Raw genomic sequence first — 17,921 nt, 5'->3', positions numbered from 1 at the left:
GTGCTCTGGCTGCTGGTCCGACGATCATTGCACAGCAAACTCGCCCGCGGGTGCGTTGCTGGGAATTCGCTGGGAGTCCACCCCACCCTAGCTGGTCCGGATCGCCACACTTCCCGCCGCCCACGCCGTAGGGTTGACTCCGTGCAGGTCACCTCCGCCGAATCGACGGAGCTGTTCAGTGGGCCTTCGGATGCGCCGCTGCAGGTCGTGCGGGTGTTCTACCGGGACTGCACCGCCCCCGCGCCGGTGCGGATCGAGGGTCCCGGACTGCACACCGTCGGCGACGCGGTCGCGCAACCGGGTCGGGAATCGGTCGAGGTCGCCGTCGACGTCACCGATCCCGTCCCTGGTCAGCAACGTGATGCGACGGCCGCCGCGGGCGAGAGTTCGGTGCCGTTCCGGTTCACCGTCGCCGAGACCGGCTGGACGATGTACATGGTCAGCCACTTCCACTACGACCCGGTGTGGTGGAACACCCAGGGGGCCTACACCAGCGCATGGACCGAGGATCCGCCGGGACGCTGCCGCCAGACCAACGGTTTCGACCTGGTCAGCGCGCACCTGGAGATGGCTCGGCGGGAGCCGGAATACAAGTTCGTGCTCGCCGAGGTTGACTACCTCAAACCGTTCTGGGACACCCATCCGTGGGAGCGCGCCGACCTGCGCAGGATGATCGCCGAGGGTCGCGTGGAGATCATGGGCGGCACGTACAACGAACCCAACACGAACCTGACCAGCCCCGAGACCGCGATCCGCAACTTCGTCCACGGCATCGGATTCCAGCGCAACATCCTCGGAGCCGAACCGGCGACCGCGTGGCAACTCGACGTGTTCGGACACGACCCGCAGTTCCCGGGAATGGCGGCCGACGCGGGGCTGACGTCGAGTTCGTGGGCGCGCGGACCGCACCACCAGTGGGGTCCGATGGCCGATCAGGGCGACCCCGCGCGCATGCAGTTCGCCAGCGAGTTCGAATGGATGGCGCCGTCCGGCCGCGGACTGCTGACCCATTACATGCCCGCCCACTACGCGGCCGGCTGGTGGATGGACTCGGCGGCGACCCTGCAGGAGGCCGAGGCCGCGACCTACGAGCTGTTCACCGCGCTCAAGAAGGTCGCGCTGACCCGCAACGTGCTGCTGCCGGTCGGCACCGACTACACCCCGCCGAACAAGTGGGTCACCGACATCCACCGCGACTGGAACAGCCGCTACACCTGGCCCCGGTTCGTCTGCGCGCTGCCCCGCGAGTTCTTCGCGGCGGTGCGCGCCGAACTCGAGGGTCGCGGCGCGGCGCCGTCACCGCAGACCCGCGACATGAACCCGATATACACGGGCAAGGACGTCTCCTACATCGACACCAAGCAGGCCAACCGCGGCGCGGAGAACGCGACGCTGGAAGCCGAGACGTTCGCGGTGTTCGCCGCGGTGCTGACCGGCGCCACCTACCCGGAGGCCGCGCTGGCCAAGGCCTGGGTGCAACTGGCCTACGGCGCCCACCACGACGCCATCACCGGATCGGAATCCGACCAGGTGTACCTCGACCTGCTCACCGGCTGGCGCGACGCCTGGCAGCTGGGCGTCACTGCCCGCGACACCGCGCTGGCCCTGTTGTCCGGCAGCGTCGACGCGTCGGTGGTGGTGTGGAACCCGTTGGCGCACAACCGTTGCGACATCGTCACCGTGCGGCTCGACGAGCCGTTCGCCGGGCAGGTCGTCGACTGCCACGGCGCCGCCGTGCCCGCGCTGACCGAACACGGCGGGCACTGCCTCACCTGGGCGGCCCGCGACGTCCCGTCGCTGGGCTGGCAGTCCTACCGCCTGGTGCCCGGCGAGCCGGCCTCGCGGTGGGAAGCGGTACCGGGCACTGAGATCGCGAACTCGCATCTGCGCGCCGCGGTGGACCCCGACCGCGGCGGCGGGGTCGCGTCCCTGCTCGCCGGCGGCCGCGAGCTGATCGCCGCCGGCCGGGTCGGCAATGAACTCGCCGTGTTCGACGAGTACCCCGCGCATCCCACCGCCGGCGAAGGTCCCTGGCACCTGCTCCCGAAGGGGCCGGTGGTCACGTCGTCACAGCACCCGGCTACCGCGGTGAACCGATACCGCAGCGCAGTCGGTGAACGGCTGGTCGTCACCGGTGAGATCCCCGGCGTGCTGCGCTACACCCAGACGCTCACTCTCTGGGACGGCGTCGACCGGCTCGACTGCCGAACCGTCGTCGACGAGTTCACCGGCGCCGACCGACTGGTGCGGCTGCGCTGGCCCTGCCCGGTCGCCGGGGCGATGCCGGTCAGCGAGGTCGGTGACGCCGTGATCGGACGGGGCTTCGCACTGCTGACCGAACCGGGCCCGGGCCCGGACTCCGTCGACAGCGCGGTGCACCCGTACACCCTCGACAACCCCGCCTACGGCTGGTTCGGGCTGTCGAGCGCGCTGCGGGTGCGCTTCCGCGGCGGCGCCGCGCGCGCGGTCTCGGTCGCCGAGGTCATCTCGCCCACCGGGGCCGAGCCTGCGGTACGTGAGCTCGTCGCCGCGCTGGCCCGCGCCGGGGTCACCGCGACGTGCAGCGCCGCCGGCGCACCGCGCTACGGCGACCTGGCCGTCGACTCGAACCTGCCCGACCTTCGGATCAGTATCGGCAGTGTCGCTGACAACGCCTTCACCGCAACAGTTCTCGCCGGGGCGCCGGCACGCCCGCTGACCTGGATCCCGGCCTCGCGGCCGCTGCGTGAGGTCTGGGTGCCCGGTGCCGACCTGCGCGACCCGGCGGCGCTGCCGGTGCTGCTGGTCGGCGCGGACGGAAGCGGCGAGGAGCCGATCGCCGGGTTGATCGCCGGGCTCGCCGACGCCGAGGTCTACATCGACCAGGATGTCGGCCAGGAAACCTCCGAACCGTTCGACGCACACACCGTCGCGCTGATCACCCGCGGCATCCCGGGTTTCGCGGTCGAGGCCGACGGCACGCTGAACGCGTCGCTGATGCGCTCGTGCACGGGGTGGCCGTCCGGTACCTGGATCGACCCGCCGCGGCGCACCGCACCGGACGGCTCGAACTTCCAGCTGCAGCACTGGACCCACACCTTCGACTACGCGGTGGTATCCGGCGCCGGGGACTGGCGGGACCTCCAGATGCCCGCGCGCGGCGCGGAATTCAACCAGCCCCTGCTGCCGTCGACGGCCGGGCACGCTCCCGGTCGGGGTGGCCTGCCGCCGTGGGGTTCGCTGCTGGAGGTACAGCCCGAACGGGCGGTGCGGGTGGCGGCGCTGAAATCGCTGGGTAACCCCACGCCGCAAGGCAGTGCACGGCGGGCCGATCCGGCCGACGGTGTGGCGCTGCGCCTCGTCGAGACCCTGGGCCGCGGCACCGACGTGTCGGTGCAGTCCGGGCTGCGGCACCTCGCGGCGCCGCAGCACCTGAACCTGATCGAGGAACCGCTGCCCGCCGACAGTCGCAGCACCCGGCTGCAGGGATACGAGATCGCCACGCTGCGAACAGAATTGAACTTCCCGCGAATCCTGGACGCCGACCGGACGCCGCTGGCGCCCGACGCCGAGGCCGTACAGCCGCTCTACGCCCGCTACTGGCTGCACAACCGGGGCCCCGCGCCACTGGGCGGGCTGCCCGCGGTGGCCCACCTGCATCCGCACCGGGCCGAGGCCGCGGGCGGAGACGTCGTCGCGCTGAGGCTCACCGCCGCCAGCGATGCCACCGACACCACCCTGCACGGCAGGGTCCGGCTGATCGTGCCGCCGGGATGGGCGCCGGACACCGACGAGCTGCCGTTCGTGCTGCCGCCCGGCGAGCACCTGGACTCGACGGTCGAGGTGCGCATTCCCGCGCAGACGGCCCCCGGCCTGTACCCCGTGCTCGCCGAGCTCGCCGTGACGGGCGCGGCGATCCCGGCGGCGTGGCACCAGACGGTCGAGGACGTCGCGGTGATCTCGGTCGGTGCCCACGACGACGCACTGCTGCGGTGGGTCACCGAGCCGCACGACATCGAGGTCGCCGCGGGCGACAGCGCGTCGCTGCGGGTCGCGATCGGCAACGGCAGCCACACCGACCTGACGATCGAGGCGCACGTGATCTCACCATGGGGAACTTGGGAATGGTTGCGCCCCAACGTCATCGGCGGAATCGCGCCGGCCCGCGACAGCGTCGAGCTGACCTTCGAGGTGGCCCCGCCGGTGGGCACCGGACCCGGCCGGTGGTGGGCGCTGGTCCGCGTCGCGGGCGCGGGGGAGCTGCTGTACTCCCCGTCGGTGCGGGTGACGGTGCGATGAGCGGGTGGGCGGCGACGGTCGGCGCGGACGTGGTGTCCGTCGCCGAGGTCGACGCGCGGGAACGGGCCGTCCGGGCGGGCGACCGCAGGGACGCGCTGCCCCGGCCGGGCACCAGCGAGGGCAGGCAGCTGCGCCGGTGGCTGACCCAGGTGCTGGTCGCCGAACGCGTGGTGGCCGCGACCCCGGGCAGCGGTGCAGCCGTGCCCGCCGAGGTCGAGGTGCTGCCCGACACCGTCGCACGGCTGGAACTCGGCAGCGTCGCCGCGGCGACCCTGGCCACCGCGCACGGCCGGGCGGTCTATGCAGAGGTCACCGCCCACGTCGAGATCTCCGACGACACCGTCGCCGACTATCGGCGCCGCAACCCGAACTGGTTCGCGCGGCCTGCCGACGTCGCCGCGCACCTGCTGGCCGCGGCCCGCCGCCGGGAGTACCGGCGGTGGCTGGACGCGCGGTGCGCCGAACTCGTCACGCTCGCCCCGGGATACGAGCATCCCGGGGATCCGAGGCAGCCCGACAATGTGCACCGGCACTGAACGTGCAATGTGCACCGGCACTGAGGCACTGATGATGAGTGATGTGACCCTGGCCCTCGACATCGGCGGCACCAAGCTCGCCGCGGGACTCGTCGACGCCGACGGCACCCTGGTCCACCGCGCGCAGACCCCGACCCCGACCGGCGACGCAGACGCGGTGTGGGACGCCGTCGCGGCACTGCTGTCGGACACGTTGTCGACGGCCGACGCGCAGGTCACCGCCGTCGGGATCGGGTCGGCCGGGCCGGTCGACGTACCCGGGGGCACCGTGAGCCCGATCAACATCACCGCGTGGCAGCGCTTCCCGATCGTCGAACGGGTCGCGGCCGCCACCGGGCTGCCGGTGCGCCTCGGCGGCGACGGCCTGTGCATGGCGCTGGGGGAGTGGTGGCGCGGCGCGGGCCGAGGGGCGCCGTTCCTGCTCGGGATCGTCGTGTCGACCGGGATCGGGGGCGGGCTGATCCTCGACGGCGAACCGTTTCACGGCAGGACCGGCAACGCCGGCCACGTCGGCCACGTCGTCGTCGAACCCGGCGGTGCCCCGTGCACCTGCGGTGGCCGCGGCTGCGTGGAGACCGTCGCCTCGGGACCGCACATCGCCGCGTGGGCGCGGGCGCACGGCTGGCGCGGCGCCGACGCCCGGGAACTCGCCGACGCCGCCGGCCGCGGCGACGAGGTCGCGCTGCGGGCGTTCGGCCACGGGGCCGATGCGATCGCGCGGATGATCGCGTCGGTCGCGGCGGTCTGCGACCTCGACCTCGTCGTGATCGGGGGCGGCGTCGCCAAAGCCGGGGCGCTGCTGTTCGATCCGCTGCGCGCGGCGCTGGCGACGTACGCCGGCCTCGACTTCCTGGCCGGGCTCCAGGTGGTCCCCGCCGAGCTCGGCGGGGACGCCGGGTTGGTCGGTGCCGCGGCCTTGGTGATGCCGCGTTTTGGCTGACCGGGGTGCGGCAGGCTATTCTTGCTCGGTTCACCGAAGACCGTCGGTCACCGATGAGCGCTCGCGCGATGAGCACTCGTATCGGTTGAAGGTCCGGATACATCTGTTGTTCTTCGCGCAAGCGGCTCATCAGATCCCGGCGGCCCACGCAGGAGGACGAGGCCAGCACAGATGATGTGCTCAGTACTTAGAGAGAAGTGCGCCCCGACCTTTCTGTGTCGGGGCGTTCGTGTTTTCCGGCCCCTCGCGAGCGTCGGTTGGTGGGCATCCAACCATCACGAGGAGGCAAGCATGGCCAAGGCTGACAAGGCCACCGCGGTCGCCGACATCGCCGAGAAGTTCAAGGAGGCGACGGCCACCGTCGTCACCGAGTACCGCGGCCTGACGGTGTCCCATCTTGCCGAGCTGCGCAGGTCGCTGGGTTCGTCCACGACCTACACCGTCGCCAAGAACACCCTGGTGAAGCGTGCCGCGGCGGAAGCGGGCATCGAGGGGCTCGACGAGCTCTTCACCGGCCCGACCGCCATCGCGTTCATCGAGGGTGAGCCGGTCGACGCCGCCAAGGCGCTGAAGAAGTTCGCCAAGGAGAACAAGGCGCTCGTCGTCAAGGGCGGCTACATGGACGGCAAGGCGCTGTCCGTGTCCGAGGTCGACAAGATCGCCGATCTCGAATCGCGCGAGGTGCTGCTGTCCAAGTTGGCCGGCGCACTCAAGGCAAAGCAGTCCCAGGCCGCGGCGCTGTTCGTTGCGCCCGCGTCCCAGGTTGCCCGCCTGGCCGCAGCTCTGCAGGAAAAGAAGGCTTCGGAAAACTCCGACGCCGCGTAACCAGACCACCAACCCGAAAACAGATAAGGAATCACCATGGCCAAGTTGTCCACCGACGAACTGCTCGACGCGTTCAAGGAAATGACCCTGCTCGAGCTCTCTGAGTTCGTGAAGCAGTTCGAGGAGACCTTCGACGTCACCGCGGCCGCTCCGGTCGCCGTGGCCGCTGCCGGCCCCGCCGCCGGTGGTGGCGCTGCCGAGGCCGCCGAGGAGCAGTCGGAGTTCGACGTCATCCTCGAAGGCGCCGGCGACAAGAAGATCGGCGTCATCAAGGTCGTCCGCGAGATCGTCGCCGGCCTGGGTCTCAAGGAAGCCAAGGACCTCGTCGACAGCGCCCCCAAGCCGCTGCTGGAGAAGGTCAACAAGGAAGCCGCCGAGGACGCCAAGGCCAAGCTCGAGGCCGCCGGCGCTTCGGTGACCGTCAAGTAAGACGTATCGACGCCGGTACCAACCGGCACGTCAGCTGTGGGGCTGGTCTGGCAAACAGACCGGCCCCACAGTCGTTTCCGGCGGACCGAGTGTGGGGCCGAAGGGGAGTAGGTTACAGTGACTCAAGCCACAGGCGGGATGCGTGTGGTGATGACTGTTCGGCACCAGCGGAAGGAATCGCGTGGGCATCGGTATTCAAGTTGAGGGACTGACCAAGTCCTTCGGGTCCCAGCGAATCTGGGAGGACGTCACCTTCGATCTTCCTGCAGGTGAGGTGAGCGTTCTGCTGGGGCCGTCCGGTACCGGCAAGTCCGTGTTCCTGAAGTCGCTGATCGGTCTGCTGCGCCCCGAGCGCGGCAAGATCATCGTCGACGGCACCAACATCATCGAGTGCTCGGCCAAGGAGCTCTACGAGATCCGCACGCTGTTCGGCGTCATGTTCCAGGACGGCGCGCTGTTCGGCTCGATGAACCTCTACGACAACACGGCGTTCCCGCTTCGTGAGCACACGAAGAAGAAGGAATCCGAGATCCGCAAGATCGTCATGGAGAAGCTCGACCTGGTCGGTCTGGGTGGAGACGAGACGAAGTTCCCCGGCGAGATCTCCGGCGGTATGCGCAAGCGCGCCGGTCTGGCCCGCTCGCTGGTGCTCGATCCGCAGATCATCCTCTGCGACGAGCCCGACTCCGGTCTGGACCCGGTCCGTACCGCCTACCTGTCACAGCTGCTGATCGACATCAACGCGCAGATCGACTGCACGATCCTGATCGTCACGCACAACATCAACATCGCCCGCACCGTGCCCGACAACATGGGCATGCTGTTCCGCAAGCACCTGGTCATGTTCGGCCCCCGTGAGGTGCTGCTGACCTCCGACGAGCCGGTCGTCAAGCAGTTCCTCAACGGCCGCCGCATCGGCCCGATCGGTATGTCCGAGGAGAAGGACGAGTCGACGATGGCCGAGGAACAGGCCATGGTCGACGCCGGCCACCACGACGGCGGCACCGAGGAGATCGAGGGTGTGCCGCCGCAGGTCGCGGCCACGCCCGGGATGCCCGAGCGCAAGGCCGTCGCCCGCCGTCAGGCCCGCGTGCGCGAGATCATGCACACGCTGCCGCCGGCCGCGCAGGAAGCGATCCGCGCTGACCTCGATGGGACCAGCAACCGCTCGGTGCGCCACGACGACGAGACGCCGACCGGCCGCATTCCGGTCAGCGAGGAGCGCTGAGTTAGCTCGACTTCGACTGTGGGGCCTATGTACGTGATTCACCGGATTCGCGTGCATAGGCCCCACAGTCGTCTTTAGGGTCGATTCCGGCGATCGGTCCCGGGTGCTCCGCTGCTGAGATACCGTTTGCCAGGTTTCGGCGAAAGGGTCTGTGATGCACGACCGGTGGTCGGTGTGGGTGGGTGCCGGGATGGTCACGGCCGGGGTTTCGGCCGCGATGCTGGCGGGTGCCGGTGTGGCCCTTGCTTCGTCCGACGACGCCGGCGCGCCGACGTCGGCGGGGGAGACCCGGTCTGCCGACACACCGTCGAAGCCGGACAACCCGCGTGCCACCAGGACCGACGACAGCACCGCTGAAGCGCCCGCCGAAGACACAGTCGACGCAGACGCAGACGCAGACGCAGACGCGGACGCAGACGCAGACACCGACACCGACACCGCCGACTCGGACCCTGCTGATGCGGTAGCGGACGAGGACGCCCCGGAAGTCGACGCGGTCGAGGAAGCGGCAGCCGAGGAAACGGCCGCCGAGGAAACGGCCGCCGAGACCGAGGTCCAGCCCACCCCCGACACCGTGCCCACCGCGGCGCCCGAACCCGTCCTCGCCCACCCCGTCGTCGCGGCCGTGGCCGTCCCCTCTGTGTCCGTCCCCTCCGTTTCCGTCCCCTACGAGGCGCTCGCCGCCCCGCGCCGCCAGACGCTGCTCAGCGTCATCGGCACGGTGATCTTCAACATCTACTCGGTCGCGATCCGCGTGCTCGGCGGACCGGCGATCCTGCCGGCCAACAGCACCGTCACCGTCCGAAGCTCGAAGCTGCTGATCGATTGCGGAGACGGCTACCAGGTGCCCGCCGACTGGTATGTGCCCGAAGGCGTCACCCCGACCCGGCTGATCTACTTCCAGCACGGGTTCATGGCGACCGGGCCGTTCTACAGCTACACCGCCGCCCGGCTGGCCGAAGCCACCCACAGCATCGTCGTCGCGACCACGCTGACGTCGAACTTCCTGGCCTGCGACGGATGCTGGGTCGGCGGCGACCCGATGCACAAGGCCGTCGCCGACCTGTTCGTCGACGGCAACGGCGCGCTCGCGCGCAGTGCGCTCGCCGCGGGCTACAGCGCGACCCTGCTCGACGGCGTCGAGAAGGTCGCACTGATCGGGCACTCCGCAGGCGGCGGCCTGTCCGCCGGCGCGGCCGGGCACATGACCGCCAACGGCTCCTTCGACCGGCTCGCCGGAGTGGTGATGCTCGACGGTGTCGGATTCGGCGCCGTCACCCCCGACGCGCTGGCCAAGCTGCCGCGCGACTTCCCGATCTACAACCTCGCCGCGCGGGCCTACTACTGGAACCTGTCCGGGACGACCAACACCGCGCTGCAGACCTGGCGGCCGGACGGCTTCAACGGCGTGATGCTGACCGACAGCTCGCACGGCGACGCGATGACCGGCGGCAACCCACTCGTGCAGGCCTCGATGAATCTCGTCACCGGGTGGCCGAAGCCCGCGAACGCCAGGGCCGCCGAGATGATCAGCGCCGGCTGGCTCGACGACATGTTCACCGGCACGGCCGCGTCCGGGTTCTACGGCCAGCCGGATGAGACGCTGCGGATCGAGACCAGCAAAGGGACCGCGAGCGCCTACGTGCTTCCGGTGCCGGTCACCCGCCCGACGCTGATCGACTGGGTGTTCACCTTCGGGGCCAAGATCCTGTTCGGGATCGACTTCGCCACCTGCACCGGTCAAACCGTCGATTTGCTCACAGAAAAGTCCGCATTTTCTGCGCGAGACACGCTCCTATCTCTTGACGGAAGGGCGAAAGCGGGCCAATCTATTGGCCAGCAATGTGTGCACGGGTGACAGTGATGAAAGCGGACGCCAGCCAGCGCCCACGGTTCCCTGGCACACAGGGCTGCCTCCAAGGTTGAGGAATGCGCCGTCTTGCGCTATCGTTGGACGTTGCGCTGGCTGCGCCCTGCCCATCCTCATCCGCATCAACCGCCTGATCGTCTCTGAGTCCTGCTCAGCGATCTAGTCGTGTGCCGTGCGTCCGGGTGGCTGGCCAAAGCCAGCCGAACCGACGCAGATAAGCGACGAAGCGGATCCCGAATGGCTTCCGGCAGAGTCGCGTGAGGTGCTGGAAGGATGCATCTTGGCAGGGTCCCGCCAGATCGAGTCAACCACTAACAACTCCGTTCCCGGAGCACCAAATCGAATTTCCTTCGCCAAGCTCCGTGAGCCTCTTGAGGTTCCGGGGCTTCTCGACGTTCAGACCGAGTCGTTCGAATGGCTGATCGGTTCCGAGGATTGGTTCCAGCGCGCGGTCGACCGCGGGGACGTTGACCCCAAGGGTGGGCTGCAGGAGGTTCTCGAAGAGCTGTCGCCGATCGAGGACTTCTCCGGCTCGATGTCGCTGTCGTTCTCCGATCCGCGCTTCGACGAGGTCAAGGCGCCGGTTGACGAGTGCAAAGACAAGGACATGACGTACGCGGCTCCGCTGTTCGTCACGGCCGAGTTCATCAACAACAACACCGGCGAGATCAAGAGCCAGACGGTCTTCATGGGCGACTTCCCGATGATGACCGAAAAGGGCACCTTCATCATCAACGGCACCGAGCGCGTCGTCGTGAGCCAGCTCGTCCGTTCGCCCGGTGTGTACTTCGACGAGACCATCGACAAGTCCACCGAGAAGACGCTGCACAGCGTCAAGGTGATCCCCGGCCGCGGTGCATGGCTGGAGTTCGACGTCGACAAGCGCGACACCGTCGGCGTCCGCATCGACCGCAAGCGCCGCCAGCCCGTCACCGTGCTGCTCAAGGCGCTCGGCTGGACCAACGAGCAGATCACGGAGCGCTTCGGCTTCTCCGAGATCATGATGAGCACGCTGGAGAAGGACAACACCGCCGGCACCGACGAGGCGCTGCTGGACATCTACCGGAAGCTGCGCCCGGGCGAGCCGCCGACCAAGGAGTCCGCGCAGACCCTGCTGGAGAACCTGTTCTTCAAGGAGAAGCGCTACGACCTGGCTCGCGTCGGCCGCTACAAGGTCAACAAGAAGCTCGGCCTCAACGCCGGCCAGCCGATCACCAGCTCGACGCTGACCGAAGAGGACGTCGTCGCGACCATCGAGTACCTGGTGCGTCTGCACCAGGGCGACACGGTCATGACCGCGCCCGGCGGGGTCGAGGTTCCCGTCGAGGTGGACGATATCGACCACTTCGGCAACCGCCGCCTGCGTACCGTCGGCGAGCTGATCCAGAACCAGATCCGGGTCGGCCTGTCGCGTATGGAGCGCGTCGTGCGTGAGCGCATGACCACCCAGGACGTCGAGGCGATCACGCCGCAGACCCTGATCAACATCCGTCCCGTCGTGGCGGCGATCAAGGAGTTCTTCGGCACCAGCCAGCTGTCGCAGTTCATGGACCAGAACAACCCGCTGTCGGGTCTGACCCACAAGCGCCGTCTGTCGGCGCTGGGCCCCGGCGGTCTGTCCCGTGAGCGCGCCGGCCTGGAGGTCCGCGACGTGCACTCCAGCCACTACGGCCGGATGTGCCCGATCGAGACCCCTGAGGGTCCGAACATCGGCCTGATCGGCTCGCTGTCGGTGTATGCCCGGGTCAACCCGTTCGGCTTCATCGAGACGCCGTACCGCAAGGTCATCGACGGTGTGGTCACGGATGAGATCGAGTACCTGACCGCCGACGAGGAGGACCGCCACGTCGTGGCGCAGGCCAACTCGCCGATCGACGCCGACAATCGGTTCACCGAGGCGAAGATCCTGGTCCGCCGTAAGGGTGGCGAGGTCGAGTTCGTCTCGGCCTCCGAGGTCGACTACATGGACGTCTCGCCGCGCCAGATGGTGTCGGTCGCGACGGCGATGATCCCGTTCCTCGAGCACGACGACGCGAACCGCGCCCTGATGGGTGCGAACATGCAGCGTCAGGCGGTCCCGCTGGTCCGCAGCGAGGCCCCGCTCGTCGGCACCGGCATGGAGTTGCGTGCCGCGATCGACGCCGGCGACGTGGTCGTCACCGAGAAGGCCGGTGTGGTCGAAGAGGTCTCGGCCGACTACATCACCGTGATGGCCGACGACGGCACCCGGCACACCTACCGGATGCGCAAGTTCGCCCGCTCCAACCACGGCACCTGCGCCAACCAGCGTCCGATCGTGGACGCCGGCCAGCGTGTCGAGGCCGGCCAGGTCCTCGCCGACGGCCCGTGCACCGAGAACGGTGAGATGGCGCTCGGCAAGAACCTGCTCGTGGCGATCATGCCGTGGGAAGGCCACAACTACGAGGACGCGATCATCCTCTCCAACCGTCTGGTTGAAGAGGACGTGCTCACCTCGATTCACATCGAAGAGCACGAGATCGATGCCCGCGACACCAAGCTGGGCGCCGAGGAGATCACCCGGGACATCCCGAACGTCTCCGATGAGGTGCTGGCCGATCTCGACGAGCGCGGCATCATCCGCATCGGCGCCGAGGTCCGCGACGGCGACATCCTGGTCGGCAAGGTCACCCCGAAGGGCGAGACCGAGCTGACCCCCGAGGAGCGCCTGCTGCGCGCCATCTTCGGTGAGAAGGCCCGCGAGGTCCGCGACACGTCGCTGAAGGTGCCTCACGGTGAGTCCGGCAAGGTCATCGGCATCCGCGTGTTCTCCCGTGAGGACGACGACGAGCTGCCGGCCGGTGTCAACGAGTTGGTCCGCGTCTACGTGGCCCAGAAGCGCAAGATCTCCGACGGCGACAAGCTCGCCGGACGCCACGGCAACAAGGGCGTCATCGGCAAGATCCTGCCCGTCGAGGACATGCCGTTCCTGCCTGACGGCACCCCGGTGGACATCATCCTGAACACCCACGGTGTGCCGCGTCGTATGAACATCGGCCAGATCCTGGAGACCCACCTCGGGTGGGTGGCCAAGGCGGGCTGGAACATCGACGTCGCCGCCGGTGTACCGGACTGGGCGTCCAAGCTGCCCGAGGAGCTGTACGCGGCTCCGTCGAACAGCACGGTCGCGACCCCCGTGTTCGACGGTGCGCAGGAAGGCGAACTCGCCGGCCTGCTCGGCTCGACCCTGCCGAACCGCGACGGTGAGGTCATGGTCAACGCCGACGGCAAGGCGACGTTGTTCGACGGCCGCAGTGGTGAACCGTTCCCGTACCCGGTGACGGTCGGCTACATGTACATCCTGAAGCTGCACCACCTGGTGGACGACAAGATCCACGCCCGCTCGACCGGTCCGTACTCGATGATCACCCAGCAGCCGCTCGGTGGTAAGGCGCAGTTCGGTGGTCAGCGATTCGGCGAGATGGAGTGCTGGGCCATGCAGGCCTACGGCGCGGCGTACACGCTGCAGGAGCTGCTCACCATCAAGTCCGACGACACGGTCGGTCGCGTGAAGGTCTACGAGGCCATCGTCAAGGGCGAGAACATCCCCGAGCCGGGCATCCCGGAGTCGTTCAAGGTGCTTCTCAAGGAACTGCAGTCGCTGTGCCTCAACGTCGAGGTCCTGTCTTCGGACGGTGCGGCGATCGAAATGCGTGACGGTGACGACGAGGACCTGGAGCGTGCCGCTGCCAACCTCGGAATCAACCTGTCCCGCAACGAATCCGCATCTGTCGAAGACCTGGCCTGATAGTTAAGTTTCAACACCCGCAAGGGGAAAGGGAGTTACGTGCTCGACGTCAACTTCTTCGATGAACTCCGCATCGGTCTCGCGACCGCGGACGACATCCGCAACTGGTCCTTCGGTGAGGTCAAGAAGCCGGAGACCATCAACTACCGCACGCTCAAGCCCGAGAAGGACGGCCTGTTCTGCGAGAAGATCTTCGGACCGACTCGCGACTGGGAGTGCTACTGCGGCAAGTACAAGCGTGTCCGGTTCAAGGGCATCATCTGTGAGCGCTGCGGCGTCGAGGTGACTCGCGCCAAGGTGCGCCGTGAGCGGATGGGCCATATCGAACTGGCCGCACCCGTCACGCACATCTGGTACTTCAAGGGCGTGCCGTCCCGGTTGGGCTACCTGCTCGACCTGGCGCCGAAGGATCTCGAGAAGATCATCTACTTCGCGGCCTACGTGATCACCTCCGTCGACGACGAGATGCGCCACAACGAGCTCTCCACGCTGGAGGCCGAGATGGCCGTCGAGCGCAAGGCGATCGAGGATCAGCGCGACGCCGACCTGGAGGCCCGGGCCCAGAAGCTCGAAGCCGACATGAAGGAGCTCGAGGAAGAGGGCGCCAAGTCCGACGTCAAGCGCAAGGTCCGCGACGGCGGCGAGCGCGAGATGCGGCAGCTGCGTGACCGGGCCCAGCGCGAGCTGGACCGGCTCGACGAGATCTGGACGACGTTCACCAAGCTCGCTCCCAAGCAGCTGATCGTCGACGAGATGCTCTACCGCGAGCTGCAGGACCGCTACGGCGAGTACTTCGAGGGCGCCATGGGTGCCGAGTCGATCAAGAAGCTCATCGAGACCTTCGACATCGACGCCGAGGCCGACTCGCTGCGCGACACGATCAAGAACGGCAAGGGCCAGAAGAAGCTGCGTGCGCTCAAGCGACTCAAGGTCGTCGCGGCGTTCCAGACCAACCGGAACTCGCCGATGGGCATGGTCCTCGACGCCGTTCCGGTGATCCCGCCGGAGCTGCGCCCGATGGTTCAGCTCGACGGTGGCCGCTTCGCGACCTCCGATCTGAACGACCTGTACCGCCGCGTCATCAACCGCAACAACCGCCTCAAGCGACTGATCGACCTCGGCGCCCCCGAGATCATCGTCAACAACGAGAAGCGCATGCTTCAGGAGTCGGTGGACGCGCTGTTCGACAACGGCCGCCGCGGCCGCCCGGTCACCGGGCCGGGTAACCGTCCGCTCAAGTCGCTGTCGGATCTGCTCAAGGGCAAGCAGGGCCGGTTCCGTCAGAACCTGCTCGGCAAGCGCGTCGATTATTCCGGTCGCTCCGTTATTGTCGTAGGCCCGCAGCTGAAGCTGCACCAGTGCGGTCTGCCGAAGCTGATGGCTCTCGAGCTGTTCAAGCCGTTCGTGATGAAGCGTCTGGTCGACCTGAACCACGCGCAGAACATCAAGAGCGCCAAGCGGATGGTCGAACGTCAGCGTCCCCAGGTGTGGGATGTCCTCGAAGAGGTCATCGCCGAGCACCCGGTGCTGCTGAACCGCGCACCCACGCTGCACCGCCTCGGAATCCAGGCCTTCGAGCCGCAGCTGGTGGAGGGCAAGGCCATCCAGCTGCACCCGCTGGTGTGTGAGGCGTTCAACGCCGACTTCGACGGCGACCAGATGGCCGTGCACCTTCCGCTGTCGGCGGAGGCGCAGGCCGAGGCCCGCATCCTGATGCTGTCCTCGAACAACATCCTGTCGCCGGCGTCGGGCCGCCCGCTGGCCATGCCGCGTCTGGACATGGTCACCGGTCTGTACTTCCTGACCACCGAGATCGACGGCGACAAGGGCGAATTCGCTCCTGCCGGCAAGGATCAGGCGGAGACGGGTGTGTACAGCAGCCCGGCCGAGGCCATCATGGCGATGGACCGCGGCGCGCTGAGTGTGCGGGCCAAGATCAAGGTGCGGCTGACCAACCAGCGTCCGCCCGCCGACATCGAGGCCGAGCGGTTCCCGGACGGCTGGAACCCGGGCGACGCCTGGACCGCCGAGACCACGCTGGGCCGTGTGCTGTTCAACGAACTGCTGCCCAAGGGCTATCCGTTCGTCAACGAGCAGATGCACAAGAAGGTGCAGGCCCGGATCATCAACGATCTGGCCGAGCGCTACCCGATGATCGTCGTCGCGCAGACCGTCGACAAGCTCAAGGACGCCGGCTTCTACTGGGCCACCCGTTCGGGTGTCACCGTGTCGATGGCCGACGTGCTGGTTCCCCCGCAGAAGCAGGAGATCCTCGAGCGCTACGAGAGCGAAGCCGACAGCATCGAGAAGCAGTACCAGCGCGGCAAGCTCAACAAGGACGAGCGCAACGAAGCGCTGGTGAAGATCTGGCAGGACGCGACCGAAGAGGTCGGTAAGGCGCTGGAGGCTCACTACCCGGCCGACAACCCGATCATCACGATCGTGAAGTCCGGCGCCACGGGTAACTTCACCCAGACCCGCACGCTCGCGGGCATGAAGGGTCTGGTGACCAACCCGAAGGGTGAGTTCATCCCGCGTCCGATCAAGTCCTCGTTCCGCGAGGGCCTGACGGTGCTGGAGTACTTCATCAACACCCACGGTGCTCGTAAGGGTCTGGCCGACACGGCGCTTCGTACCGCCGACTCGGGCTACCTGACCCGTCGTCTGGTCGACGTGTCGCAGGACGTCATCGTCCGCGAGACCGACTGTGAGACCGAGCGCGGCATCACCGTCACGCTGGCCGAGCTGCAGGGTGATGCCTTGGTGCGCGATCAGCACATCGAGACCTCCGCCTACGCGCGGACGTTGGCCACCGACGCGGTCGACGCCGACGGCAACGTTGTCGTCGAGCGTGGACACGATCTCGGCGACCCGGCGATCGATGCGCTGTTGGCCGCCGGCATCACCGAGGTCAAGGTCCGCTCCGTGCTGACCTGCGGCACCGGTACCGGCGTGTGCGCGATGTGCTACGGCCGTTCGATGGCCACCGGCAAGCTGGTCGACATCGGCGAGGCCGTCGGCATCGTCGCCGCCCAGTCCATCGGTGAGCCCGGCACGCAGCTGACCATGCGTACCTTCCACCAGGGTGGTGTGACCGGCGGTGCCGACATCGTCGGTGGTCTGCCCCGCGTGCAGGAGTTGTTCGAGGCGCGTGTTCCGCGGAACCGTGCCCCGATCGCCGACGTGTCCGGCCGGGTCCGGCTGGAGGAGAGCGACAAGTTCTACAAGATCACCATCGTTCCCGACGACGGCGGCGAGGAGGTCGTGTACGACAAGCTCTCGCGTCGTCAGCGCCTGAAGGTGTTCAAGCACGAGGACGGCTCGGAGCGTCTGCTGACCGACGGCGACCACGTCGAGGTCGGACAGCAGCTGCTGGAAGGCTCGGCCGACCCGCACGAGGTGCTGCGCATCCAGGGTCCCCGCGAGGTGCAGATCCACCTCGTCAAGGAGGTCCAGGAGGTCTACCGCGCCCAGGGTGTGTCGATCCACGACAAGCACATCGAGGTCATCGTCCGGCAGATGCTGCGTCGCGTCACGATCATCGATTCGGGTGCGACGGAGTTCCTGCCCGGCTCGCTGACCGAGCGCGGCGAGTTCGAGACCGAGAACCGTCGGGTCGTCGCCGAGGGCGGCGAGCCCGCGGCGGGCCGCCCGGTGCTGATGGGTATCACGAAGGCGTCGCTGGCCACCGATTCGTGGCTGTCGGCGGCGTCGTTCCAGGAGACCACCCGCGTGCTGACCGATGCGGCAATCAACTGCCGCAGCGACAAGCTGCAGGGTCTGAAGGAGAACGTGATCATCGGCAAGCTGATCCCGGCCGGTACCGGCATCAACCGGTACCGCAACATCCAGGTTCAGCCGACCGAAGAGGCCCGCGCCGCGGCGTACACGATCCCGTCCTACGAGGATCAGTACTACAGCCCGGACTTCGGCCAGGCCACCGGCGCTGCGGTGCCGCTGGACGATTACGGCTACTCCGACTACCGGTAAGTCGAAACGAAACTGCCCCTGGGACTTCGGTCCCGGGGGCTTTTTCGTAGTCTGACCTC

General features: G+C 68.0%; 9 protein-coding genes. All 9 read left to right on the top strand.

Annotation, left to right across the window (positions count from 1 at the left end; genetic code table 11):
* The first annotated feature begins 141 nt into the window (after positions 1–141).
* The 9 genes from BST38_RS23825 to BST38_RS23785 all read left to right on the top strand — a co-directional run bounded on the left by BST38_RS23825 (position 142) and on the right by BST38_RS23785 (position 17,862).
* Entirely contained in the window at positions 142–4,278 is a 4,137-nt protein-coding gene (locus BST38_RS23825; protein ID WP_083145961.1) for a glycoside hydrolase family 38 N-terminal domain-containing protein, read from the top strand.
* Positions 4,275–4,814 (top strand): DUF7158 domain-containing protein, encoded by a 540-nt coding sequence (locus BST38_RS23820; protein ID WP_083145960.1) that lies wholly within the window; start codon positions 4,275–4,277, stop codon positions 4,812–4,814. Before BST38_RS23825 ends, BST38_RS23820 begins: the two co-directional genes overlap by 4 nt.
* Positions 4,815–4,848: 34 nt before the next feature.
* Positions 4,849–5,754, top strand: a complete 906-nt coding sequence (locus BST38_RS23815; protein ID WP_083145996.1) for an ROK family protein — start codon at positions 4,849–4,851, stop codon at positions 5,752–5,754.
* Positions 5,755–6,045: 291 nt separating this feature from the next.
* Positions 6,046–6,579, top strand: coding sequence for a 50S ribosomal protein L10 (gene rplJ, locus BST38_RS23810; protein WP_083145959.1), 534 nt, complete (start codon positions 6,046–6,048; stop codon positions 6,577–6,579).
* Between the two features lie 36 nt (positions 6,580–6,615).
* The gene (rplL, locus tag BST38_RS23805) at positions 6,616–7,008 is read left to right on the top strand and encodes a 50S ribosomal protein L7/L12 (protein WP_083145958.1); all 393 of its coding nucleotides are present in this window, start codon (positions 6,616–6,618) and stop codon (positions 7,006–7,008) included.
* A 181-nt stretch (positions 7,009–7,189) separates the two neighbouring features.
* A complete protein-coding gene (locus tag BST38_RS23800) occupies positions 7,190–8,236 on the top strand; it encodes an ABC transporter ATP-binding protein (RefSeq protein WP_083145957.1) in 1,047 nt (348 codons plus the stop codon).
* A 154-nt stretch (positions 8,237–8,390) separates the two neighbouring features.
* Positions 8,391–10,094: a hypothetical protein gene (locus BST38_RS23795; RefSeq protein ID WP_083145956.1), complete on the top strand. Its 1,704-nt coding sequence runs from the start codon at positions 8,391–8,393 to the stop codon at positions 10,092–10,094.
* A 274-nt stretch (positions 10,095–10,368) separates the two neighbouring features.
* Positions 10,369–13,872: a DNA-directed RNA polymerase subunit beta gene (gene rpoB, locus BST38_RS23790; protein WP_083145955.1), complete on the top strand. Its 3,504-nt coding sequence runs from the start codon at positions 10,369–10,371 to the stop codon at positions 13,870–13,872.
* A 39-nt stretch (positions 13,873–13,911) separates the two neighbouring features.
* Positions 13,912–17,862, top strand: coding sequence for a DNA-directed RNA polymerase subunit beta' (locus tag BST38_RS23785; protein ID WP_083145954.1), 3,951 nt, complete (start codon positions 13,912–13,914; stop codon positions 17,860–17,862).
* The last annotated feature ends 59 nt before the right edge of the window (positions 17,863–17,921 follow it).

It is taken from the genome of Mycolicibacterium parafortuitum, from assembly GCF_002086815.1.
Classification (GTDB): Bacteria; Actinomycetota; Actinomycetes; order Mycobacteriales; family Mycobacteriaceae; genus Mycobacterium; species Mycobacterium parafortuitum.
Note: the sequence above shows the minus strand (reverse complement) of the source record. Positions and strands in the feature narration are given on the sequence as shown.

Coding starts and splice junctions, on each gene's coding strand:
- BST38_RS23820 (WP_083145960.1), top strand. CDS start 4,275: ATGAGCGGGTGGGCGGCGACGGTCGGCGCGGACGTGGTGTCCGTCGCC.
- BST38_RS23815 (WP_083145996.1), top strand. CDS start 4,849: ATGAGTGATGTGACCCTGGCCCTCGACATCGGCGGCACCAAGCTCGCC.
- rplJ (WP_083145959.1), top strand. CDS start 6,046: ATGGCCAAGGCTGACAAGGCCACCGCGGTCGCCGACATCGCCGAGAAG.
- rplL (WP_083145958.1), top strand. CDS start 6,616: ATGGCCAAGTTGTCCACCGACGAACTGCTCGACGCGTTCAAGGAAATG.
- BST38_RS23795 (WP_083145956.1), top strand. CDS start 8,391: ATGCACGACCGGTGGTCGGTGTGGGTGGGTGCCGGGATGGTCACGGCC.